Raw genomic sequence first — 21,829 nt, forward strand, 5'->3', positions numbered from 1 at the left:
GCCATGCCGATCCTTGAAGCCACCCGTGATGCTTTCGGTCTGCTTGCCCAGGGCGATGCAGCACTCCTGCAGATCATCTGGATTTCGCTGAAAACTTCGCTGATTGCCCTGGCCATTGCCACCCCCGTTGCGATTGCCGCAGGCTACCTGGTTGCGCAGCATGCCTTTCCTGGCCGGCGCATCGCCATCTGGCTGATCCAGGCAGCCATGGCACTGCCCACCGTGCTGATTGGATTGTTGCTGTACCTGGGGCTGTCGCGGCAGGGGCCGCTGGGCGAATTTCGCTGGCTGTTTTCCCAGCCCGGGATTGTTGCCGGCCAGGTGCTGATCGCCTTGCCGGTGTTGATTGCCTTTTCGCTGGCGGCCATTCAGGCAGCCGACCCGCGGCTGGCGGAGACCGCCATTACGCTGGGTGCGACGCGCCTGGGCGTGATGCGCACGGTGCTGCATGACGTGCGCTTTGGCGTGATGGCCGCTGTCATCAGCGGATTTGGGCGGGTGATTGCTGAAGTGGGCTGCGCCATCATGGTCGGCGGCAATATTGAAGGTGAGACGCGTACCATTACCACCGCCATTGCGCTACAAACCAGCAAGGGCGAATTCGCCCAAGGCATCGCTCTTGGCCTGGTGCTGGTGGCAATCGCCCTGGCAATCAACGCCGTGCTGGTCTTGTTGCAAGGGGACATGCAGGCAGTGCGAGGCACGTCATGACGGCCCTGCTGGAAATTCATCATTTAAGCAAGTGTTATGGCGCTCGCCAGCTGTTCGACATCGACACCCTGCGCCTGCAGGCTGGCAGCGCCTATGTATTGACTGGCATAAACGGCAGCGGCAAGTCCACCCTGCTGCGCATGCTGGCAGGGCTGGAGTCTGCGGCAGGGTGCGAAGCCTGCTTCATGGGAAAAAGCGTGCGCCTGGCCCCCTACCCTGCCGAAATGCGCGCGGCGATCGTTTACGTGCACCAGCATCCGGTCATGTTTGGCATCAGCGTTGCCGCCAATATCGGCTATGGCCTGGCTGCCCGCGGGTGCCGCCCACGCGACATCGACCTGCTTGTGGCAGAAGCGATGGACTGGGCCGGAGTTAGCCACTTACGCAATCGCAATCCCCTGGAATTATCCGGCGGAGAACGGCAGCGCATCGCCCTGGCGCGGGCAAAGGTGCTGGATCCCAGGCTGCTATTGCTGGATGAACCGACGGCCAATCTGGATGGCGCCGCGCGCGAGCAGGTTATCCGGTTGATTCCCACCTTGACGGCTGCCGGCAACAGTGTGGTCATGGCCTGTCATGACCGCGACCTGATTGCCATGCGCGGCGCTCAGCGGCTGAAGCTGCAGGATGGCCGCTTGCAAGCCAGGCAGAACCGCATCCGGCTGGCATGAGTTGGCAGCGAATGGCCATCGCGCGCCAGGATCGCTATCTAGCCGCCCCGGAGTAGGGAAAGAACACTTGTTGCCCATCTACCCGAAAGCTGGCAATTTTTTCCTGGCCTTGCGGCGACGTGATCCATTCAATCAGGCGCATCGCCCCCTTGTAATTAACATCTTTGTGCCTGCCTGGATTGACGGCGACAATGCCGTAAGGATTGAACATCCGTGGGTCACCTTCCAGCAAGATCGTCAGCCCCGTCCTGGCGCGGTAAGCAAGGTAGGTGGCGCGGTCAGTCAGCGTATAGGCTTGCATCTCGGCCGCCATATTCAGCACTTCGCCCATGCCCAGGCCGGCGGAAACATAGGCTTTTCCGGCAGGACGGACGCCCAGCAGTTTCCAGTACCCTTGTTCCATCTGGTCCGTGCCGGAATTGTCACCGCGTGAAATGAACCGGCTTTTGCTGTCGACAATGCGCTGCAGCCCTGTCAAGACATCCTTGCCCGCTTTGCGAACGCCTGCGGGATCGCTGTCCGGCCCCACAATAATGAAATCGTTGTACATCACGTCGCGACGATTAATGCCGCCGCCTTCAGCAACGAACTTGTCTTCCGAAGCACGCGCATGCACGAGGGTAACGTCGACATCGCCATTTCTTGCCAATTCCAGCGCTTTGCCGGTACCGACCGCAATCACATGGACCTTGATTCCGGACTCGGCTTCAAAGGCTGGCAACAGAAAGGCGAGCAAGCCGGAATTTTCCGTGCTGGTCGTGGTAGACAGCTTTATCGCCTCTTCCGCCAGGCCCGGCAATGGCAGCAATAAAAGCCCTGCCAACGCAGCAGATATGAGGGTGGAAAAAAAACAGTTCCTGATGGGCGGACGCATTTTCTTCTCCCGTGGCGCGTGGATTGGCAAGCCTGTTTTTTCGGGCAACTTCTTTTGCGACACAAGTCCTTGTGTGATTGCGCATTGCTGGAGATTTTGCGTCACAAGCGATTTCCTGCCTTGGAAAACATCAAGCCCTTACCATCGCGAAAATTGGGTTTCACGCTCCGACAGGAATGCACGGTTTCGCAGTACCGGCTATTCTTGATTGTCTTCACGTCGTCAATTCGTCGAAATAAAGGATAACGGTCATGTCACTTGGCACCTTCCTGAAATTTTTGACAGCATTTGTCCTTGGTGCGGTAATTCTGTCCGGCAGGGCGAACGATGCAATTTCAAGCTTTGCATTCGTACGAGAAGACGGTGCGCTGCAGATCGACGGGCGCCTGGTTTATCTTTACGGGATTTACATTCCGCCTACGGACAAGAGCTGCAATACGTCCCTGCGGCCAGTCCGTTGCAACAGTCGGGCGGCCCTCGCACTGGAGTTCAAGATCAGCGGCGACTTCGTGCGCTGCATGCCGAGATTCGTCAATGCCGATGGAAGCCTGATAGCAAGTTGCACTTCCGGCGAGGATGACCTGAGTGAATGGATGCTGCAAAAAGGCTGGGCAATTGCCCGGCCCGACGCGCCCTTTTCCTATGAAGCCCTGGAAAAAATTGCCCGCGCACGCGGATTCGGCATCTGGGGCATTCCGGTAGAAATTAATCGAAAGAGAATCCGATAGGGGCACGGGACTTTCGTCCGTCAGGAATGAAGCAAGCGCGCTGCGGGCATGTCCGCAGCAGTGGTTTGAAATAAAAAAGGGCGCAAAAATGCGCCCTTTTTTATTTCACTTGCGGGAGCAAGCTTATTTATCGTCAGGAGTAAATATGTTCGCCCTTGTGCTGCTTCCAGGATTGCGCAAGGTAATCAGCGTCTTCGCGGGACCGTGGCTTGACTCCCATCAGGATGCCGCCTTCCTTGATTCCTGCCTCATAATGTTTTACCCGTTCTTCCGGGATCCCGGCGCCGACCAGGGCACCGACCAAGCCACCGGTCAAGCCGCCGGCACCGGCGCCAGCCAATGCTGCCGCAAGCGGCCCGGCAATGACGATGCCGAGTCCGGGAATCGCAATGGAGGTGCCTACTGCGGCAATTGCCGCAGCAATTGCGCCCAGCGTACCGCCAATGGCGCCCCCCATGCTGGCGCCTTCGGCTGCCTTGCTCCCCAATTCGGTCTGCGTCGCACCGCTGCCCGTGAAGTGACGTTTGCGGGTATCGTCGGACATGACCAAATTGACATCATTATTGGTATAGCCCCGCTCGGTCACTGACTGATAGGCGCGCTCTGCGCTATCGCGATCCGGAAACAAGGCAGTGACCAGGCCGGAATTCTGCGTGGAAGACTGGGTAGTGTATTGGGTATCGACCATACGTATTACCTTTCATCAATTTAACCAACATCAACCGATATTGATTCTGAAAAAATAATCACTTCCGCTGCCATCGGAAAATCAATGTCCTCTGGGTGTTGTCTTGCGCACTGTTTCCTTGGCATTGCCGTAGGTTTCCTGGATTTTGCCTGCTGCCTGCTTGGCCAAGCCTTTTGCTTGCTGACTTGTATCACCCATGACCTTGCCTGCCTGTTCCTGGGTTTTTCCGGCAACGGTGCGTGCCCTGCCTTTGATCTGGTCCTTGTTCATGATTTCACCTTCTCTTTCTGAATGAATTAAAAGAAAATCAAGCAGTTTTACTATAAGGTGGAGGAACATCCCTATCTGTACGTTGCAGCACATAGGGGCAACGATGCCGGGTGCCAGAATGGCTTCGCTATCGATTCAACACATGACGTGCATCAATCCAAGTACGCCTTATCTTCATGTGAGACCTCTACAATATTTACCCGGAATTTCTGATTTTGCTTAATACCGACTTGTTTCATGACGCCCCGATGAATTCGCCTACCACCATGGTGCACAAACCCCACTGGATGGCCGTCCTGGCGGCTGCATTGCTGACCTTGTGCAGCATCACGCTGATCATTGGATGGCATGTCAGCCCGTTGTTTCCACATGACATAAACCAGCATGCCGCGTTTTTCCCGCGTTCCCACACGGTAGTTATCATGATGCTGGCCAGCATCACCTTGTGGTTGCAGTGTTATCCCGCGCCATTTCGGCATCGGCTTGCCAACCGCGCTTTTCGCGGGCTGGCACAAGGCCTGGCTGTGCTGGTAATTATCGGCGGGTTGTTATCACTGGCAAATATATTCTGGGGGCTGGACCAATTCATTGATCCCTATTTGCTGACGATGAACTGGCAAGCTTATTTGCTGAAAACCAATGCCGTTTCCTTGCTGGGCGCGCTGGGATTTATTCTGGCAGGAGCAAGCCTGCTTCTCCTGGATCGTCCAACACGATCGGGACGCTACCCTGCCGAATATTGTGCTTTAACGATGGCCGCCGTCATGTGCATCCCGATGATGGGATATCTGTTCAATGTCCAGGCCCTGACAGAATTTGCACCGGTACCGGCAATCTCCAGGCAGGCGCCCCCGGCCTTCGTCATGCTCGCCATCGGCATCCTGTTTTCAAGGCCGGCGCACCCGATGATGTCGATACTGCTCAGCCCCGCTCCCGGCGGGCGCCTTTTGCGCAGCGTGCTGCCAGTAACGCTGGTGTTGCTGGTGACCCTGGACTTGCTTGCCAAGTGGGGGGCCGGCAGAGGCTTTTACGACCATGACATGATTTCTCCTTTGGCGCTTTTGGTTGGCAGCGCACTGCTGCTCGTACTGTTCTGGCGTGCCGCTCTCATGCTCAACCATGAGTATGGCAGCCGTCTGAAAGGAGAAGCCGAACTGGCAAGAACCCATGAATTGCTGCGCATCGTCAGCGACTTCACGACCGAGGGGATTTGCGTCAAGGACCAGAAAGGTTGTTACATCTTCGCCAACCCGGCCGCACTGAGTATTCTGGGAAAAGACCAGGCATCGGTGATCGGCCATACCAGCGCCGAAGTATTTCCCGACCCCGATGTGGCGACCCGCATCGAGGAAAACAATCTCGATGTTTTGAAAGAAGGCAAAGCCAAGTCCGTCGAATTTCCTATCGACCTGCCACGCGGCCAGCGTACCTATTACCTGACCGAAGCCCCCTGGTTTGGCCAGAACAGCGAAGTATTGGGATCGGTCGGGATCACCACCGATATCACCGATCGCAAGCGCATTGAAGAAGCCATGAAGGCCCATGAAACACGGCTGGAAAACCTGGTGGAATCCCGGACTCTGGAAGTAAGGGAGTTGATTGGCCATCTGCAAACCATGCGTGAAGAAGAAAAACGGGCGATCGCCCGCGAATTGCATGACGACCTTGGATCTTCCCTTACAGCATTGAATATGCACCTGGCGATCCTGTTTCAGCAAATGCCGAACGATGTCGGCATTACCGAACGCATTGTGCAGATCAAGGCATTGCTGCAGTCGATTACCGCCACCAAGCGCCGCATCCAGAGTGGATTGCGGCCAGATAAACTCGACATCTTCGGCATCAAGACCGCGATCAGCGATCAGGCCCAGGAGTTTGAAACCTATACGGGGGTGACGTGCTCGGTCAGCCTGCCAGACGAAGATATCCAGTACTCCAGCCAGGTCGAGATTTCACTTTTTCGCATGGTCCAGGAAACGCTGAACAATATCGCCAAGCACGCGAAGGCAACTCATGTTGATATCATCCTGGACGATAACGACGAAGAAATCTACCTGACGATCCGCGATAATGGTATCGGGATTTCCTCGCAGAAGCTGCCCTCTAATTCGACCCATGGACTGCGGGGCATGCGAGAGCGGGTGGTCTATCTTGGCGGCACGATCGCAATTGAAAGCGCTCCCGGATCAGGTACCCGCATCAAGATCAAGCTGCCGAAATTTCCGCAAGGAGATGGCAGCGCAACCGCTGCCCTGGAAAAAACCGGGCACCCTGCCTGAAATCCCGCTCCGGGCCAAGGCTGACCGGCGATTGGAATCGTTTATCCCGCCAGGGAGGCCGTGTCGACCCGGATGGGCAACAAGCGGGCGTATTCATGCCTGACATCGCCATAGCATTCGCAGACCCGGCGCTCGAGCGCCTCCCGGTCCAGTACCGTGATGTGGCCCCGGCTGTAATGAATGACGTTGTCTTCCTGCAGGCGGCCGGCCGCCTCCGCCACGCTTTCGCGGCGCACGCCAAGCATGTTGGCAATCATTTCTTGCGTCATGATCAGTTCATTGGAAGGCAGCCGGTCCAGGCGCAACAGAAGCCACAGGCATAGCTGTTGCGCCACGTTATGATGCCGGTTGCATACCGCCGCCTGCGACATTTGCGTCAGCAGCGCCTGGGTGAACCGCAGCAAATGCTTGTGAAGCGCCTCGCCACGCTCAAACTCGTCTTGCAAGAGCCCTGCGCCAAGACGAAAGCCAAATCCGGCACTCGTCACCACAGCACGGCAGGACGTGCCGCCCCCGCCCAACCAGACCCCGACACCGACCAGGCCTTCATTGCCGATCACGGCCGTTTCGGCAGTCGCGCCGTCCCGGGTATCGTGCAGGATCGATACGATACTGCTTGTAGGAAAGTAAACATGCTGGAGTGTACGACTGGGTTCGCTTAATACCATTCCTGTAGGCATGGAGACCAGTTCCAGCTCTGCGGCGAAGCGTCCATATTCAGCATCGGGCAAGGCTGCCAGAATATGGTTTTGCTGCGGGTTATGACCATACAAGCCGGCGATACGCACAGGCTTGGCATTAAGAAAGGATTGTGATGCGGACTGGAATTCTGGCTCCGCCTGTCGCAAAGCCGAGAAGACATGCGAATTAACAGTGCGCAAGCGACCTGCGACGATATTGGTATCTGTAAATGAACCGGCTTTTTGACCCATGCCACCCTCCTTGGTTATCCCGCTTTCCGATACATCATCTGCGAAAGCAAAATATTGCTGCATCCGTGTTTCTCCGATTCTGCTGTGGGATTCCGCCGACAACCAGAAGTTGCGCAAGCGCTTATCGGTACGGTGGAATTTCAGGACGATGCGAAGATTCAGGATGCCATTGCGGCACTTGCAAGCTCTTGCACTACAGAACGTAGCTGAAGGAAGTCGGTCGACTTATCGAAAAAAAACCCCGCGCCATACTGTTCCCCGGCCCGACGATAGGTATCGCTGGCATTATTGGTAAATACGATCTTGACGCCCGCACCAGGGTTCGGGCCTCGGGACAGCGTACGCAACAGGCTCATGCCATTGCCTTGCTTGAGGCGAATATCCAGGATCAGAATGTCGCATGAGGCGCGTGACAATTGATCCAGCGCATCCTCCTCCGCTTCGGCAACACCGGCAAGTTCGATACCGGGAATATTCGTCAGGTTCTGGATCAGCAGTTCGCGTACTTCAGCTGAATCCTCGACCAGGAAAATCCGCAAGCAGCGGGACGTTGGCGGACCGGAGGAGGATGGGAATGGATGATCCATAATGCAGGGAAAATAACCGCTATTTCCTGTGAAGGTGAGTGTAAGCCCCGTTGCAAAGATCGATCCCAAGTCAACAAATCGACTCAATCGATCAATTTTTCCTTGATGGCATAGTAAATCAGGTCAGCATTCGTGCTCATATTCATCTTTTGCAAGATGCGGGTGCGATAAGTGCTGACGGTCTTGACGCTCAGGCACAAGGCTTCGGCAATACGCGTCACCCCCTCGCCCTGGCTCAATTTGCAAAAAATTTCGTATTCCCGGCGTGAAAGTGTTTCATGCAATGCCTTGTCACTATTGCTTTCTTTTTCGGTCGTCAGCAATTCAGCGACACCATAGCTGATGTACTTATGCCCCCCTCGCACGGTGTGGATGGCATTCAGCAGGTCGGTGGCAAGCGCTTCCTTTTGTACATAGCCTGCCGCGCCGCTACGCAGCATGTGGACGGCGTACCGGCTTTCCGGATGCATGCTCAGGATCAGCACCGGCAACGCCGGCTTCTCGCGCTTTATTTGCCGCAAGACCTCGAGGCCGCTCTTGTCCGGCATGACGATATCCAGTAACACGATATCCCAGTCCTGGGCACGGATCATGCGGATTGCTTCCTCAGCGCTGGCAGCTTCGCCACCAATGCGCAAATCGGGCAAACTGCCAATAATGTGATGCACGCCCGCGCGCACCACGGCATGGTCATCAACGACCAGAATATCTATCATGCTGGCTTCACCTGCGAATCATATTCTTTTAATCGGTTGTACAAGGTTTTCAGGCTTACGCCGAGAACCGCTGCGGCAAGCGTCTTGTTGCCATGATAATGGCCGATTGTGGCACAGATCAACCGGCGCTGCGCATCTTCCAGCGTACTGCCAACTTGCAAGGTGATGCAGTCGCTCGCGCCGTCCGGGGCGACAGGCTCATTTTCGACCGGTGCATGCGCCGTCATGGCGGCCGTCAGATCGAGTTCATGGTCTGCCAGTATGAATGCGCGATGAACGGCGTTTTTGAGTTCGCGCACATTACCGGGCCAAGTGTAGGTTTGCATGAATTCCCGGGAGGCTGGCGAAAACACCTTGGCCGTCCCGTCATCCTGGTTGAGCCGATCAAGAAAGACACTTGCCATCAACTGGACATCGTCACCGCGCTCACGCAAGGATGGCACTTGCAAGGGAAATACCGACAGCCGATAGTAAAGGTCGCTCCGCAATAACCCATCTTGCACAGCCTGCCTCGGGCAGCGATTAGTCGCGGCAATCACCCGCACCTTGACCTGTGTCTCGGTGTCGGCGCCAATACGGCAAAAACGGCCGGTTTCGAGGATGCGCAACAGCTTGATTTGCATATCCATCGGCATCTCGGTCACTTCATCCAGAAAAAGGATGCCGCCATCGGCCCGTTCGAAACAGCCCTTGCGGCTTTTTACCGCACCCGTAAAACTGCCGCGCTCGTGTCCGAACAACTCGGCCTCGATCAGGTGCGGCGAGATCGCGCCGCAGTTGACCGCCACGAGGGGTTGGCCGGCACGCCCGCTCATCAGGTAAATCGTATTGGCAACGAGCTCCTTGCCGGTGCCGCTTTCTCCTTCGATCAAGACATTGGCATGGGTCGGCGCAACGCGGGCAATCATGCGAAACAACTGGCGCATCGGCCGCGACGCGCCGAAGAGATCGCCAAACCTCGCTTGCGCCTGCACCATGTGCCTGGGGGCTTCTTCTACAACCGGGGGAGTCGCCAGCGCTGCAGGCGGTTCATAGGCAAGGCAATGGATTGCAGTCTGAGCCGTCTCAGTACTCTGAAATTCGTTTAGCACGGGACACTCCTTGGTTTACTGCATGGATGTGTTGATAATATTTACATAATTTGAAAAATTGACGCATCCGTGTTTCTCCGATTTTGATGTAGGAATGCACTGACTGGTGCACCGTTTTTTTTCGCATGGGCTGAACAATTGATTTGTCTCAAATGTCTTACATGGCAGGCAATTCAATGTGGCAGAGACGCCTTTCTCTCCCCTTGCTTGCATGCTTTAAAACCATTGCAAACAAGGTGTGACATTTCTCCCAAAAACCACGGAAACTAAGAGACACAAAATGAAATATCGGCGTATTATTAAATCGTTGCCAGACGCAAACTCATCTGGGAAACAGAGGCACCCGTTCTGGTTGTAGCGGATACTTTTTGCACAAAGGATCACCCATGAAAGTCTTCGAGAATTATGCTTCGCGTTACGAGCGCACCAAAGAAGAAGAATATTCCCTGAAGGAATACCTGGAGATCTGCAAGCGCGACCGGATGGCGTATGCCTCCGCCGCCGAGCGCATGCTGCAGGCGATTGGCGAGCCGGAACTGGTCGATACCCGCCATGACCAGCGCCTCTCGCGCATCTTCGCCAACAAGGTGGTCAAGATTTATCCGGCGTTCCGCGAGTTTTACGGCACGGAAGAAGTCATCGAACAAGTCGTTTCCTATTTCCGCCATGCTGCCCAGGGGCTGGAAGAACGCAAGCAGATCCTTTACCTGCTGGGCCCGGTCGGCGGCGGCAAGTCGTCGATTGCGGAAAAGCTCAAGCAATTGATGGAACATGTCCCCTTCTACGCCATCAAGGGTTCGCCGGTGAATGAATCACCGCTCGGACTGTTCGATGAACTCGAGGATGGCGCCATCCTGGAAGAGGACTTCGGCATCCCGCGCCGCTACCTGCGCACCATCCCCAGCCCATGGGCAGTCAAGCGCCTGGCCGAATTCAATGGCGACATCAACCAGTTTCGGGTGGTCAAGCGTTATCCATCGGTCCTGAAGCAGGTCGCCATCTCCAAGACCGAGCCAGGCGATGAAAACAACCAGGATATCTCCTCGCTGGTCGGCAAGGTCGATATCCGCAAGCTGGAAGAATACTCCCAGGATGATCCGGATGCCTACAGCTACTCCGGCGGCCTGTGCCTGGCCAACCAGGGCTTGATGGAATTCGTCGAAATGTTCAAGGCGCCCATCAAGGTGCTGCACCCCTTGCTGACCGCTACCCAGGAAGGCAACTTCAAGGGCACCGAAGGTTTCGGCGCGATCCCCTTTGACGGCGTGATCCTGGCGCACTCCAACGAATCCGAATGGAAAGCCTTCCGCAACAATAAGAACAACGAGGCCTTCCTCGACCGTATCTATATCGTCAAGGTGCCGTATTGCCTGCGCGTGTCGGAGGAAGTAAAGATCTACGACAAGCTGATGCGCAATTCCTCGCTGTCGCAGGCGCCCTGCGCACCGGGCACGCTCAAGATGATGGCGCAGTTTGCCGTGCTGTCGCGCCTGAGGGAACCGGAAAATTCCAGCATCTATTCCAAGATGCTGGTCTATGATGGCGAAAACCTCAAGGATACCGACCCCAAGGCCAAGTCGATCCATGAATACATTGATTACGCCGGCGTCGATGAAGGCATGGATGGCTTGTCCACCCGCTTTGCCTTCAAGATCCTGTCCAAGGTCTTCAACTTCGATACCACCGAGGTGGCGGCCAATCCGGTGCACCTGCTGTACGTGCTGGAACAGCAGGTGGCGCGCGAACAGTTCCCGCCCGAAATCGAGCAAAAGTACCTTACGTACATCAAGGAGCACCTGGCGCAACGCTATGTGGATTTCATCGGCAAGGAAATCCAGACCGCTTACCTGGAGAGTTATTCCGAGTATGGCCAGAACATCTTCGACCGCTACGTGCTGTTCGCCGATTTCTGGATCCAGGACCAGGAATTCCGCGATCCGGACACCGGCGAAAGTTTCGACCGCAATGCGCTGAACAATGAACTGGAAAAGATCGAGAAGCCGGCCGGCATTTCCAACCCGAAGGATTTCCGCAACGAAATCGTCAACTTCGTCTTGCGCGCCCGCGCGCACAATGCCGGCAAGAACCCGCTCTGGACCAGTTATGAAAAACTGCGCACGGTAATCGAGAAGAAAATGTTCTCGAATACCGAAGACTTGCTGCCGGTGATTTCCTTCAATGCCAAGGCCAGTGCCGACGATGCTCACAAGCATGAGGAATTCGTCAAGCGCATGGTGGACAAAGGCTATACTGCCAAGCAGGTACGCCTCTTGTGCGAATGGTATCTGCGCGTGCGGAAATCGTCGTAACCCGTTCCCTCCCTGTCATGGGGAGGGAAGCAATATCAGCAGGAGAAGGTTTTGGTGCATCTCATTGACCGTCGTCTGCAGGGCAAGAACAAGTCCGCGATCAACCGGGAGCGCTTCATCCGGCGCTACAAGGGACAGATCAAGGAGGCCGTGGCGCGCGCCGTCAAGGGACGCTCGATCACGGATATTGAAAGCGGCGAGAAAATCTCCATTCCCGTCAAGGACATCAATGAACCGGTGTTCGGCCATGCTCATGGCGGCATTTGGGAAAACGTCCACCCCGGCAACAAGGAATACGCCAAGGGCGACCAGATCGAACGCCCCAAGGGCGGCCGCGGCGGCTCGGGCAAAGGCAAGGCTGGCAATAGCGACGAGACCGGTGAAGACGATTTTTCCTTCGAATTGTCGCGTGAGGAATTCCTGAATGTTTTCTTCGAAGATCTCGAATTGCCCAACCTGGTCAAGACCCAGTTGACTGCCGTTCCGGAATTCAAGAACCAGCGTGCCGGCTACAATGTCTCAGGCACGCCGTCCAATATCCACGTGCTGCGTTCCCTGCGCGGCGCGCTGGGACGCCGCATCGCCGTGGGCGGCGCGCCGCGCAAACGCCTGAAAGAGGCGGAGGAGGAATTGCAGGCACTCCTGAAGACAGCCGAAGAAGACGACCTGCGCGTCATTGAATTGCGCCGCGAAATTCATCACTTGCGCACGCGCATCCTGGCAATCCCCTTCATCGATCCGTTCGATCTGCGCTACAGCAACCGCATCAAGGTGCCCAAGCCAGCCAGCCAGGCGGTGATGTTTTGCGTCATGGATGTCTCCGGCTCGATGGATGAAGCGCGCAAGGACATGGCCAAGCGCTTCTTCATCCTGCTCTACCTGTTCCTGACGCGCGCCTATGAAAAAATCGAAGTCGTCTTCATCCGCCACCATACTTCGGCGACCGAAGTCGATGAACAGGATTTTTTCCATTCGCGAGAATCCGGCGGCACGGTGGTTTCTTCAGCCTTGCACCTCTTGAAGGACATTATCGCCGAACGCTACCCGACCAATGACTGGAATGCCTATGTCGCGCAAGCCTCCGATGGCGACAACTGGGACAGCGATTCGCTGACCTGCCATGACCTGCTGGTGAATGCGATCATGCCGATGGTGCAGTACTATGCCTACATTGAAATCACCGATGGCCCGCCGCAAAACCTGTGGGAAGAGTATTCACAAATTCCTGCAGTCCATCCGAACTTCGCCATGCAAAAAATCGAATCGCCCGCCGACATTTACCCGGTGTTCCGCGAGTTGTTCAAAAAGCAGGTGAAATAAGTAAAGGATGTTGTCCATGAATGCCGTGCATGCCCTGCCTGAACCCGAAAACCCGCGCCGCCTGCCCGAGCAGTCGGAATGGACTTTCGACCTGATCGAACAGGCGCACGAAGAAGTGCGCCGCGTGGCTGAAAAATTTGGCCTGGACACCTATCCGAACCAGCTCGAAATCATCAGCGCCGAGCAGATGATGGATGCCTATGCCTCGGTCGGCTTGCCGGTGTCATATCATCACTGGTCATTCGGCAAGCACTTCCTGGCGACGGAAAAGAGTTACAAGCGCGGCCAGATGGGCCTGGCGTACGAGATCGTCATCAATTCGAATCCGTGCATCGCCTACCTGATGGAAGAAAACAGTCTGATGATGCAGACGCTGGTGATCGCGCATGCCGCCTACGGCCATAATTCTTTCTTCAAGGGAAACTACCTTTTCCGTACCTGGACCGATGCCGAAGCCATTGTGGATTACATGGTGTTTGCCAGAAAGTACATCAGCCAGTGTGAGGAGCGCCACGGCATCGAGGAAGTCGAATTGCTGCTCGATTCCTGCCATGCCCTGCAAAATTACGGCGTTGACCGCTACAAGCGCCCCGCCAAGCTGTCGCTGGAAAAGGAATACGCGCGCCAGAAGGAACGCGAGCAATACCTGCAGTCGCAAGTCAACGACCTCTGGCGCACGCTGCCGCGGCGCGAAGAGGAAGCGCACGAGGAAGCCCATCATCGTTTCCCTGAAGAACCGCAGGAAAACTTGCTGTACTTCATCGAAAAATACGCGCCGCTGCTGGAACCCTGGCAGCGCGAAATCGTGCGCATCGTACGCAAGATTTCCCAGTATTTCTATCCGCAGCGGCAGACGCAAGTCATGAACGAAGGCTGGGCCACCTTCTGGCACTACACCATCCTCAACCAGTTGTACGAGGAAGGCATCGTCGGCAATGGCTTCATGATGGAATTTTTGCAAAGCCACACCAACGTGGTGTACCAGCCGCCCATTTCCAGCCCCTACTACAGCGGCATCAACCCGTACGCCCTGGGCTTTGCCATGATGCGCGACATCCGCCGCATTTGCGAAGCGCCCACCGAGGAAGACCGCGCCTGGTTCCCGGAAATTGCCGGCAGCGACTGGGTCAAGACGCTGGATTTCGCCATGCGCAACTTCAAGGATGAAAGCTTCATCGCGCAATACCTGTCGCCCAAGCTGATCCGCGAATTCCATTTCTTTTCGGTGCTCGATGATGACCGTAATGAAAACCTGTATGTGTCGGCGATCCATGACGACAGCGGCTACCGTCACGTGCGCGAGCAACTGGCCGCCCAATACAACCTCGGCAACCGGGAGCCGAACATCCAGGTTTGGTCAGTCAATACCCACGGCGACCGTACGCTGACCCTGCGCCATACGCAGTTCCAGCGGCGGCCGCTCCACCAGAGTGCCGAGGAAGTCTTGCGGCATGTAACGCGCCTTTGGAACTTCGACGTCCACCTGGAAACCGTCAATCCCGAAGGCACGGTGCTGCACACCCTGGAATCCAAGGCAGAGAAGCGGCGCCGGCACAAGAAATGACAAGGATGGGGCAGGCAATGGGGGAACCGCTTTGCGCCCTGCCGCTCATAGAAATAACACGGTCACCGGGATCAACCATGTCATCTGCTGCCTTTCCGCATTCCCGGGCCATGCCGGGCAACGCCTCACTTTGCGGCAACATAGTCCTGCGCCTGCATCGCGCGCCGATCCCGGAAGAAGAACCCTTGCCCGGCGAGGAACCGACGCCGGACGAGGAAGAGCAACCGCCGCACCCCGATCCGTCGGCGGCGCAGCGCGATGCACCGCATGTTGGGGCAAAGGTTGACCCGCTCACATAGCCACAACCAGCACATCCAGGCAAACAGGAGGCAGCGATGGCCGATGCAGCGGAAGATTATGCAAGCGAACTGGTACGTCGTTTTGACGAATTCACCAGCTGGGCAATCGCCAATTGGCCGGAAAAAAATTATCCCCTGATGTCATCGGATTTTGCGGAATCACGTCGCGAAGTCAGCCAGATTTTGGGCCGCAAGTTGCATGAAGGCACATCTGCGCCAGCATCGACCACTGCACAGGAAAATGCCCCTTACCTCGATACCAATCCAACGCCTTGGCCCTGAGCGGGCCCGCTGGCCCCTGATATAGCACAGATACCAAGGAAAACCACGGCGCACACGGCGGGCGTGACGAAAGGCATGGCGCTTTCTTCTTCAGCGAGTGACAAAAAGCATTCGCTTCATGCAGGCTAAGGCCAAAGGCCATGGTATTCCCGCTATGGGGTTTTTCCGGCGCGCCCGCCGTGTACGTCGTGGTTCCTGTCTGATTTCCAGTTCACAAATGTCTCATCCTGGCAGCCGCGCGATGCGCATGCGAGGACGATAGATAGACATCTTCTTCGGGAAATTGTTCATCCGCGATTTCCTCAATCGGCATCCCATAGCGGGCACGCATGGCATTTTTAGCGTCCAACAATTCCCTTCCCAAGGCAATCAGGTCGACGTTGGACACCAGAACCTGCGGAAACATGACGCCTTCCTCGTCCTGGATATGGTGCTCGACCTGCTCCGCCAGGATGCGCACCTTCGAATCGAACATGGGTTCATCCGGCGGTATCTTGCCCAATAAGATAATCAGGCTTTTAGCGGAGTCGTGCTGATCCCAGGCTTCGTCCATTGCGGCGTCGTCGTGTATTTCCTCGCGCACCCTCGGATAAAAAATGCCTTCCTCGATTGCGAAATGAATCAGCAACTCGGCGCAGGCCTTGCGCACAAGTTCAAACTTCTCGTGCGTGCGCATCCGTCCCTTTTTTGCCTGCAATTCCGCAAACAGGGCCTGCACCTTACGATGGTCGAGCGTCAGCAATCCGATTACGTCCGGATAGACGACCGTCGGCAAAACGAGCTGAGGACGTTTGATCATGCCGTACCTTTCTGCAAGGCGGTTGTTCACATGGACACGCCAAGATCCAAATTACTCACTTGGATCACTTTGCATTTGCGATAGCACAAATGCACCGCCAGCGAGTGAAGGTTCCAATTGGAAATCCTGCCGCATATTCTTTCGCCCGGAGCCGATTGTCCTCGAACTAAGAATCACTGGACGTATCTCAGTGACATGATCGGCAAGGCTATTCCGCCGGCGGACAGGACTCACAAAATCGGAGACTGCAATGAAACCTAAAATCGAGCACTTCATGGACGAAGCTGATATTGGTTCCGGCGAAAAGACGCCGACCGAATTGGCCGACCAGAAAGATACCGAGCATCTGCGCGAGCAGCAGGAGCAGGTCCGGCAACAGGAGCACCCCATGGATGGCGGCTCGCTGCTGCAGGTAACCGAGGAACAGCAATTCATCGCCCAGCGCGAAAGCCATACCCCTCCAGAGGACGCGGACGCCGCAGCAGCGCTCGAAACCCTGGAACCTGCCCAATCGGCAAAAGCGCCAGGAGCAGAGATGGCGCCTCCGGAGGTAGCCTCTCATGCCGCAAGTGGCGCCACCACCAAAAAATCCCGCCGTGGCCACACCCGGCACGAGACCGCCAGGCATGGCCGGGCAGGCTAGGCGAGGCGTTGGCCTGCCGGATTACCCACTATTTTCATGCTTTTTCGTCAAACAGTATTTCTACGATGCAATAAATTCATCATGTGTGTTTCATGGCCGCTTGCCAGCGCCACGCCACCGCCAGCGGCCATGACGCAGCAAAGATTACTTCAAGAAAACTCTCAAGCCACTGATTTATAAGAATAAATTTTTGAAAAATTCTTTTTTAGAAAGAATTTTCGTCACTACGCGCGTCCGTTTCCAGCGTTATCAGGAATGAAGCACGCCGCCATGTCATTCAACTTCTGAATATCAATAATCAAAACTCGTAATTTGATTTATAGCTTGGAGAGGCCATAATGAAAGTATCAAATTTCACAGGAGGACATCATGTTCAACTCTAATTTTGCAACTTATCCGTATGTCAGCCCGGTTCATTCCTATAGCGAAAATCTGGGCCGCGCCGCACGCAGCTTCATTGCCGCCTTGCTGGCGATTGATCCCGCGCGTGTCGAAGCCGCACCGGTTCTTGCGAAAGCCACGGAAGACAAAGCGGCTACTGCTGCCGAGTTGAGCCGCCTGGCGCGCGAATTTGATGCGTTCATGCCCAATCAGGCAGCTGAACTGCGTTATCTGGCTGGCCGCGATTAAATACTGCGCTTGCGATTTTCGCGAGCAGGGCTAATTCCCCTAAGGGAAACCGCTTCTTGGGGTTTCCCTTTTCTATTTCTTCGAAAATACAACGATTCTGAAACGAGATTAGGTTTCCTCCGAGATTTTTAACGGCTTCTGTTTCTCCTAATCAACTACACAAATGTCTCTCAAAGGAAATTGATTTTACTCAACGTTGTCAAATTTCAACGAGGAATAATAGCTTAAAGAAATTATTTACAAGGAGACAAACATGCAAGATCTGACAAGCCTTCAAATGGTGAAATCGCTGGTCGACGCTTATAGCGCGCAAAACGCCAGTTTGCGACAGAAGCATGTTTACGAGCAAACCTTGCTTGCCTTGGTTCGTCTGGCCAAATCGGAGCAATTCATGGAGATCAAGGCCAACGTCAGGAAACTGACCGGCCCATTGCCGATCTTGAAACCGCGCGTACCGGCGCAAAGGACCAAGCTGGAAGTCCTGGCGCAATTGGCCCTGCCAGGCCTGGAAGAGAAAGAAAAAGTGGGCGCGCACGGCACCCCGGTTCGCCGCCGAAAATGAGCGACGCCCCTTCTCGCAGCGGCAACGTTAGCGCAGGCGAAAAAAACGGCCCATCATGGGCCGTTTTGCATTTCTGGCGGAGGCTGTGAGATTCGAACTCACGGACGGGTCACCCCGTCGGCAGTTTTCAAGACTGCTGGTTTAAACCACTCACCCAAACCTCCTTCGGGGGCCTAATTATACCCAAGGCGCTCGGCGGTGCCACAAGATTTTCTAGTCTTGCAAGAACATTTCTTGCAAATCATTCAAGAAGCGCTGCCCAAGCGCCGTTGGCATGATGACCTGGTGGTCGCGGTACAGCAATCCCTTGGCTTCGGCGGCATTCAGCTCGGCCTCGATCGTGTTCACGGTCAGCCCGGTGCGTTCGGCAAACAGGTTGACGGCAAAGCCGTCGCGCAAACGCAGGGCGTTCAGCATGAATTCAAAGCCTAGTTCGCCCCGGCCGATTTCCCTTTCCTCTTGCACGGAATTGCCGGCGGCAACTTGCTGCATGTACGCCCTGGGTTGCTTGTAGCGCGCCTGGCGCACGATGCGGTGCGGGAAAGACAGCTTGGAATGGGCGCCGGCGCCGATGCCCAGGTAATCGCCGAACTCCCAGTAATTCAGGTTGTGGCGCGCCTGCCTGCCGGCCTGGGCATAGGCCGAGACTTCGTAATGGGTGTAGCCGGCCGCGGCAGTCGCCTCTTCGATCATGTCCTGCATTTCGGCGCTGGCGTCGTCGTCCGGCAAGGCCGGCGGATACTTGGCGAAATAGGTGTTCGGCTCCAGCGTCAGGTGGTAGAGCGACAGGTGCGGCGCTGCCGCGGCGATGGCCAGGGCGAGGTCGGCGCGCGCTTCGGCCATGGTCTGCTGTGGCAGGGCATACATCAGGTCGAGGTTGAAATTGTCAAAGCTGGCGTGGGCAATCTCGATGGCGCGGCGTGCCTGGTCGCCGTCATGGATACGTCCCAGCGCTTCGAGATGGCGCGAATTGAAACTCTGGATGCCGATCGACAGACGATTGATGCCGCTGTCGCGATACGACTTGAATTTTTCTGCTTCGAAGGTACCCGGGTTGGCTTCCATGGTGATTTCCGCCCGGCCGTCGAGCGGCAACAGCGTGCGGATATCCGACAGCAGCCGCTCCAGGCCTGCGGCCGACATCAGGCTGGGCGTGCCGCCGCCGATGAAAACCGTATGGATGCGCCGCCCCCAGACCAGCGGCAAGGCGCTTTCCAGGTCCGCGCGCATGGCGTCAAGGTATTCCTGCTCTGGAAAACCGCCCTGCGCTTCATGCGAATTGAAATCGCAATACGGGCACTTGCGTACGCACCAGGGAAAGTGCACGTACAGGGCCAGCGGCGGCAGGCTTTGCAAATTGAGGATGCCGGGCTTCAGGTAGGCATTGGCTGCCTGGGCCGCGGCGGATGGGCCGGCACCCGAGGCCGGCGCCATGCCAACAGGCTTGATTGGAATCATCGGAGTTTTTCAACCAGCAGGCGCATGGCCTGGCCGCGGTGCGACAGGCGATTCTTTTCTTCCGAGGTCAACTCGGCAACCGTCTTGTCCAGGGTGGGCAGCCAGAAATGCGGATCGTAGCCGAATCCGCCGGCGCCACGCGGCGCCGCAATGACTTCGCCATCCCAGCGCCCGTCGGCAATCAGCGGCTGCGGATCGTCGGCATGGCGCACGAATACCAGCACACAATAATAATAAGCGCGCTTGTCGGCCTGGTCGGCCAGTTCGGCCACCAGCTTTTCACTGTTGCGGGTATCCGACTTCGGTTCGCCCGCATAGCGCGCCGACCAGACCCCGGGCGCGCCCTGCAATGCCTGCACACAAATACCCGAATCGTCCGCCAGTGCCGGCAAACCGGTCAGGCGCGACGCATGGCGTGCCTTGGCCAGGGCATTTTCGACAAAAGTCTGGTGCGGCTCATCCGCTTCGGGCACCTGGAAAGCGCCCTGCGGCTGCAAGTCAAAGCCCAGCGGCGCCAGCAGCTGGGAAAATTCTTTTAGCTTGCCTGCATTATTGGAAGCGAGAACGAGGGTTTGGGTCATGAATGGATTGTATAAAATTACCAGCCACTGGTCAGCTGGTCGATCGTGGCTGGCGTGATCAAACCGGAATGGGCGATGCGCTCACCGCGCGCATTAAACCAGTAGCTGCGCGGTTTTTCCCCATGCCATTTGGGGTCTATCATATACCGCAATTGCTCCGCGGGTGCTTCCCCGTACGCCCAGGCGTTGCCGGGCAAGCCGAAGGCGGCCAGCCGCTGGCGCATCATCGGCCCCAGCTCAGGGTCGGCAGCGGCATCGGTCGAGAGCGTCACCACGCGCAAGGCCTTGCGCTTGCGCTGTTCCTGGCCAAGCGTTTTCAAACTGGCGATGCAATACTGGCAATCCAGCGACCAGAGCACCAGGACAAAGGGCTTGCCTTGCTGCTGCGCGACCAGGCGCTCGAAACTGTCCGGCTCAAATGCCCGCAGGGTTTGCGCTGCCGGCCCAGTTGCGGCGGCAGGCGCCGCGGCCACACCGGCGCCCAGAAAAACCGCCATACCAATTGCGGCAACAATTCTTGCTGATACTGTCTTCATGTTTACTTCTCCGCATTGACCGCTGCGTTCGCAATGACAGGCACGATGCGCATGCCTTCTTGTTGAGTGCGCCAGGCCAGCACGATGCCGTCCGGGGTCTTCAGCAGGCGGGGTTGGTCCGAACCCTGGGACGTGCGCGCCAGTTCCATATCGCGCCAGGTCAGGCCGCCATCGCCGGAATGCTTGCCGAGGATAGCCGTGCCCTTGCCATCGAACTGGCGCCACGCCAGCACGACATGCTTGCCGAGAACAGCCACATCGGCATGCGCGGCCTGCGCCGTGCCGAGACGCTGCGGCGTGCCCATGACGCCGGCCGGACTGACGCTGGCATGGAACACCCCGCCCTCGTCGCCCTTCAGGTTGAACCATACCTGGTGGCGCGTGCCATCGTCGGCATAGGCCAGCCCCGGGCCATGATGGGGGCAGGCATCGATGCGCCAGTCGTCGAAGGTCGCGCGCGCCGGCGCCGTCCCTTTGCCATCCGGCGCCAGCACCGCAATGGCATGGTCGCGGGCGTTCGGCTCGAACACATGCCGCCACAGCGCCACCGGCTTGCCGTCCGGCGTCAGCGCCATGGCGATGCGGCAGCATTCGCAGCTATGGTCCGCCAGCCTGTAATCGCCCCTGAAGCTGTTGCCGGCATCGTCCGACACGGCGTAATACACGGCGGAGCCGCGATAAGGCATACCTTGGGCCTTTGCATCCGCTGCGCCGCGCCCATCGATCCAGGCGATATAGATCCTGCCAGCACCATCAACGATCATGGAGCCGAAGGCATGGGCAATCCTGTCACGATTGGCATGCACCGTGACAGGATCAGAAAAACTCCGGCCGCCGTCCAGCGAACGGGCGAAACGGATTTCACCCACGTGCGGCTTGGCGATCGGCCGCGTGTAGGCAACATAGATTTCGCCCTTGCTGCCGAACGCAAGCTTTGGACGATCATCACCGCCCGCGGCGACCGGCTCCGGCGCCTGCTGTACTTTCCTCGGCGCCGACCAGGTCTTACCCAGGTCGGCGGACTGGCGCAGCACCACGAAGTCGCCGCCGTCGAGCGATTCTTTTGTCGCGACCCAGAGGTGCCCTTCCCTGTCCACTGCGGCGGAAGTGCCGAGCTCGGTGCGTCCGGCGACCCTGGGCGCGGCGTGTTCCTCGTGCGCATGAGCGCTTTGCGCCGAACCGGCCGCGAAGGCAAGCACGCAATAAAGCATCGCCAGCGCAGTGCGTGCTTCATACCTTACTCGGCTCATCATTTCCTCCATTTGATAATTTGTTCAATTGGCGCTCCAGGTTCAAACT

24 protein-coding genes and 1 tRNA gene are annotated in these 21,829 nt (G+C 56.9%); 12 read left to right on the plus strand and 13 right to left on the minus strand.

The features are described from left to right. Positions 1-3 precede the first annotated feature (3 nt). Both EKL02_RS12740 and EKL02_RS12745 read left to right on the plus strand, forming a co-directional pair. Positions 4-711, plus strand: a complete 708-nt coding sequence (locus tag EKL02_RS12740) for an ABC transporter permease (RefSeq protein ID WP_128902399.1) — start codon at positions 4-6, stop codon at positions 709-711. Further along, positions 708-1,382, plus strand: coding sequence for an ABC transporter ATP-binding protein (locus EKL02_RS12745; RefSeq protein WP_128902400.1), 675 nt, complete (start codon positions 708-710; stop codon positions 1,380-1,382). Before EKL02_RS12740 ends, EKL02_RS12745 begins: the two co-directional genes overlap by 4 nt. Positions 1,383-1,416: 34 nt before the next feature. Here EKL02_RS12745 and EKL02_RS12750 read toward each other — a convergent pair whose 3' ends face one another. After that, on the minus strand, positions 1,417-2,256 hold the full coding sequence (locus tag EKL02_RS12750; protein ID WP_128902401.1) for a substrate-binding domain-containing protein: 840 nt from the start codon (positions 2,254-2,256) through the stop codon (positions 1,417-1,419). 251 nt (positions 2,257-2,507) lie between these two features. Between EKL02_RS12750 and EKL02_RS12755 the strand changes: the two genes are divergently transcribed. After that, on the plus strand, positions 2,508-2,984 hold the full coding sequence (locus tag EKL02_RS12755) for a nuclease-like protein (protein WP_128902402.1): 477 nt from the start codon (positions 2,508-2,510) through the stop codon (positions 2,982-2,984). Positions 2,985-3,117: 133 nt separating this feature from the next. Here the strand turns inward: EKL02_RS12755 and EKL02_RS12760 are convergent, their stop codons facing one another. Then, the gene (locus EKL02_RS12760) at positions 3,118-3,672 is read right to left on the minus strand and encodes a hypothetical protein (RefSeq protein ID WP_128902403.1); all 555 of its coding nucleotides are present in this window, start codon (positions 3,670-3,672) and stop codon (positions 3,118-3,120) included. Positions 3,673-3,753: 81 nt separating this feature from the next. Next, positions 3,754-4,011 (minus strand): CsbD family protein, encoded by a 258-nt coding sequence (locus EKL02_RS12765; RefSeq protein ID WP_347232085.1) that lies wholly within the window; start codon positions 4,009-4,011, stop codon positions 3,754-3,756. A gap of 179 nt (positions 4,012-4,190) precedes the next feature. Between EKL02_RS12765 and EKL02_RS12770 the strand changes: the two genes are divergently transcribed. Next, positions 4,191-6,221 carry an ATP-binding protein gene (locus EKL02_RS12770; protein ID WP_128902404.1) on the plus strand — a complete coding sequence of 677 codons (2,031 nt, stop codon included), beginning with the start codon at positions 4,191-4,193 and terminating at the stop codon, positions 6,219-6,221. 41 nt (positions 6,222-6,262) lie between these two features. Here EKL02_RS12770 and EKL02_RS12775 read toward each other — a convergent pair whose 3' ends face one another. The 4 genes from EKL02_RS12775 to EKL02_RS12790 form a co-directional block, all read right to left on the minus strand. After that, a complete protein-coding gene (locus tag EKL02_RS12775) occupies positions 6,263-7,153 on the minus strand; it encodes a Crp/Fnr family transcriptional regulator (protein WP_128902405.1) in 891 nt (296 codons plus the stop codon). A 158-nt stretch (positions 7,154-7,311) separates the two neighbouring features. Beyond that, positions 7,312-7,827 (minus strand): response regulator, encoded by a 516-nt coding sequence (locus EKL02_RS12780; protein ID WP_241687708.1) that lies wholly within the window; start codon positions 7,825-7,827, stop codon positions 7,312-7,314. Next, complete coding sequence (locus EKL02_RS12785; protein ID WP_128902406.1) at positions 7,824-8,456, minus strand: response regulator transcription factor; 633 nt, start codon at positions 8,454-8,456, stop codon at positions 7,824-7,826. The genes EKL02_RS12780 and EKL02_RS12785 overlap by 4 nt, the downstream gene beginning before the upstream one ends. Continuing rightward, positions 8,453-9,547: a sigma-54 dependent transcriptional regulator gene (locus tag EKL02_RS12790; protein ID WP_241687709.1), complete on the minus strand. Its 1,095-nt coding sequence runs from the start codon at positions 9,545-9,547 to the stop codon at positions 8,453-8,455. Before EKL02_RS12790 ends, EKL02_RS12785 begins: the two co-directional genes overlap by 4 nt. Positions 9,548-9,933: 386 nt before the next feature. Here EKL02_RS12790 and EKL02_RS12795 point away from each other — a divergent pair, with 386 nt between their 5' ends. The 5 genes from EKL02_RS12795 (at position 9,934) to EKL02_RS12815 (ending at position 15,321) form a co-directional block, all read left to right on the plus strand. After that, complete coding sequence (locus tag EKL02_RS12795) at positions 9,934-11,856, plus strand: PrkA family serine protein kinase (protein WP_128902407.1); 1,923 nt, start codon at positions 9,934-9,936, stop codon at positions 11,854-11,856. A gap of 51 nt (positions 11,857-11,907) precedes the next feature. Beyond that, positions 11,908-13,176, plus strand: coding sequence for a YeaH/YhbH family protein (locus EKL02_RS12800; RefSeq protein ID WP_128902408.1), 1,269 nt, complete (start codon positions 11,908-11,910; stop codon positions 13,174-13,176). Between the two features lie 16 nt (positions 13,177-13,192). Continuing rightward, a complete protein-coding gene (locus EKL02_RS12805) occupies positions 13,193-14,740 on the plus strand; it encodes a SpoVR family protein (protein WP_128902409.1) in 1,548 nt (515 codons plus the stop codon). A 77-nt stretch (positions 14,741-14,817) separates the two neighbouring features. Beyond that, positions 14,818-15,039: a hypothetical protein gene (locus EKL02_RS12810; RefSeq protein WP_128902410.1), complete on the plus strand. Its 222-nt coding sequence runs from the start codon at positions 14,818-14,820 to the stop codon at positions 15,037-15,039. A gap of 36 nt (positions 15,040-15,075) precedes the next feature. Next, the gene (locus EKL02_RS12815; protein ID WP_128902411.1) at positions 15,076-15,321 is read left to right on the plus strand and encodes a hypothetical protein; all 246 of its coding nucleotides are present in this window, start codon (positions 15,076-15,078) and stop codon (positions 15,319-15,321) included. A gap of 211 nt (positions 15,322-15,532) precedes the next feature. On the opposite strand, the gene EKL02_RS12820 is transcribed toward EKL02_RS12815, so the two are convergent. Further along, positions 15,533-16,120 carry a hemerythrin domain-containing protein gene (locus EKL02_RS12820; protein WP_128902412.1) on the minus strand — a complete coding sequence of 196 codons (588 nt, stop codon included), beginning with the start codon at positions 16,118-16,120 and terminating at the stop codon, positions 15,533-15,535. Between the two features lie 250 nt (positions 16,121-16,370). Between EKL02_RS12820 and EKL02_RS12825 the strand changes: the two genes are divergently transcribed. The 3 genes from EKL02_RS12825 to EKL02_RS12835 all read left to right on the plus strand — a co-directional run bounded on the left by EKL02_RS12825 (position 16,371) and on the right by EKL02_RS12835 (position 17,955). Further along, a complete protein-coding gene (locus EKL02_RS12825; protein WP_128902413.1) occupies positions 16,371-16,763 on the plus strand; it encodes a hypothetical protein in 393 nt (130 codons plus the stop codon). Positions 16,764-17,132: 369 nt separating this feature from the next. Beyond that, the gene (locus EKL02_RS12830; protein ID WP_128902414.1) at positions 17,133-17,393 is read left to right on the plus strand and encodes a hypothetical protein; all 261 of its coding nucleotides are present in this window, start codon (positions 17,133-17,135) and stop codon (positions 17,391-17,393) included. Positions 17,394-17,646: 253 nt separating this feature from the next. Further along, positions 17,647-17,955: a hypothetical protein gene (locus EKL02_RS12835; protein WP_128902415.1), complete on the plus strand. Its 309-nt coding sequence runs from the start codon at positions 17,647-17,649 to the stop codon at positions 17,953-17,955. A gap of 74 nt (positions 17,956-18,029) precedes the next feature. Here the strand turns inward: EKL02_RS12835 and EKL02_RS12840 are convergent. The 5 genes from EKL02_RS12840 to EKL02_RS12860 all read right to left on the minus strand — a co-directional run bounded on the left by EKL02_RS12840 (position 18,030) and on the right by EKL02_RS12860 (position 21,780). Beyond that, a tRNA-Ser gene (locus EKL02_RS12840) sits at positions 18,030-18,119 on the minus strand. 49 nt (positions 18,120-18,168) lie between these two features. Then, on the minus strand, positions 18,169-19,413 hold the full coding sequence (gene hemW, locus EKL02_RS12845) for a radical SAM family heme chaperone HemW (RefSeq protein ID WP_128902416.1): 1,245 nt from the start codon (positions 19,411-19,413) through the stop codon (positions 18,169-18,171). Beyond that, complete coding sequence (gene rdgB, locus EKL02_RS12850) at positions 19,410-19,994, minus strand: RdgB/HAM1 family non-canonical purine NTP pyrophosphatase (protein WP_128902417.1); 585 nt, start codon at positions 19,992-19,994, stop codon at positions 19,410-19,412. The genes hemW and rdgB overlap by 4 nt, the downstream gene beginning before the upstream one ends. A gap of 17 nt (positions 19,995-20,011) precedes the next feature. After that, positions 20,012-20,530 carry a hypothetical protein gene (locus EKL02_RS12855; protein ID WP_128902418.1) on the minus strand — a complete coding sequence of 173 codons (519 nt, stop codon included), beginning with the start codon at positions 20,528-20,530 and terminating at the stop codon, positions 20,012-20,014. A gap of 2 nt (positions 20,531-20,532) precedes the next feature. Further along, entirely contained in the window at positions 20,533-21,780 is a 1,248-nt protein-coding gene (locus EKL02_RS12860) for a sialidase family protein (protein ID WP_241687710.1), read from the minus strand. Positions 21,781-21,829: the final 49 nt, after the last annotated feature.

Origin of the sequence: Janthinobacterium sp. 17J80-10, assembly GCF_004114795.1 — a bacterium.
Lineage (GTDB): Bacteria > Pseudomonadota > Gammaproteobacteria > Burkholderiales > Burkholderiaceae_D > Paucimonas.

Coding starts and splice junctions, on each gene's coding strand:
- EKL02_RS12740 (WP_128902399.1), top strand. CDS start 4: ATGCCGATCCTTGAAGCCACCCGTGATGCTTTCGGTCTGCTTGCCCAG.
- EKL02_RS12745 (WP_128902400.1), top strand. CDS start 708: ATGACGGCCCTGCTGGAAATTCATCATTTAAGCAAGTGTTATGGCGCT.
- EKL02_RS12750 (WP_128902401.1), bottom strand. CDS start 2,256: ATGCGTCCGCCCATCAGGAACTGTTTTTTTTCCACCCTCATATCTGCT.
- EKL02_RS12755 (WP_128902402.1), top strand. CDS start 2,508: ATGTCACTTGGCACCTTCCTGAAATTTTTGACAGCATTTGTCCTTGGT.
- EKL02_RS12760 (WP_128902403.1), bottom strand. CDS start 3,672: ATGGTCGATACCCAATACACTACCCAGTCTTCCACGCAGAATTCCGGC.
- EKL02_RS12765 (WP_347232085.1), bottom strand. CDS start 4,011: ATGTTCCTCCACCTTATAGTAAAACTGCTTGATTTTCTTTTAATTCAT.
- EKL02_RS12770 (WP_128902404.1), top strand. CDS start 4,191: ATGAATTCGCCTACCACCATGGTGCACAAACCCCACTGGATGGCCGTC.
- EKL02_RS12775 (WP_128902405.1), bottom strand. CDS start 7,153: ATGGGTCAAAAAGCCGGTTCATTTACAGATACCAATATCGTCGCAGGT.
- EKL02_RS12785 (WP_128902406.1), bottom strand. CDS start 8,456: ATGATAGATATTCTGGTCGTTGATGACCATGCCGTGGTGCGCGCGGGC.
- EKL02_RS12795 (WP_128902407.1), top strand. CDS start 9,934: ATGAAAGTCTTCGAGAATTATGCTTCGCGTTACGAGCGCACCAAAGAA.
- EKL02_RS12805 (WP_128902409.1), top strand. CDS start 13,193: ATGAATGCCGTGCATGCCCTGCCTGAACCCGAAAACCCGCGCCGCCTG.
- EKL02_RS12810 (WP_128902410.1), top strand. CDS start 14,818: ATGTCATCTGCTGCCTTTCCGCATTCCCGGGCCATGCCGGGCAACGCC.
- EKL02_RS12815 (WP_128902411.1), top strand. CDS start 15,076: ATGGCCGATGCAGCGGAAGATTATGCAAGCGAACTGGTACGTCGTTTT.
- EKL02_RS12820 (WP_128902412.1), bottom strand. CDS start 16,120: ATGATCAAACGTCCTCAGCTCGTTTTGCCGACGGTCGTCTATCCGGAC.
- EKL02_RS12825 (WP_128902413.1), top strand. CDS start 16,371: ATGAAACCTAAAATCGAGCACTTCATGGACGAAGCTGATATTGGTTCC.
- EKL02_RS12830 (WP_128902414.1), top strand. CDS start 17,133: ATGTTCAACTCTAATTTTGCAACTTATCCGTATGTCAGCCCGGTTCAT.
- EKL02_RS12835 (WP_128902415.1), top strand. CDS start 17,647: ATGCAAGATCTGACAAGCCTTCAAATGGTGAAATCGCTGGTCGACGCT.
- hemW (WP_128902416.1), bottom strand. CDS start 19,413: ATGATTCCAATCAAGCCTGTTGGCATGGCGCCGGCCTCGGGTGCCGGC.
- rdgB (WP_128902417.1), bottom strand. CDS start 19,994: ATGACCCAAACCCTCGTTCTCGCTTCCAATAATGCAGGCAAGCTAAAA.
- EKL02_RS12855 (WP_128902418.1), bottom strand. CDS start 20,530: ATGAAGACAGTATCAGCAAGAATTGTTGCCGCAATTGGTATGGCGGTT.
- EKL02_RS12860 (WP_241687710.1), bottom strand. CDS start 21,780: ATGAGCCGAGTAAGGTATGAAGCACGCACTGCGCTGGCGATGCTTTAT.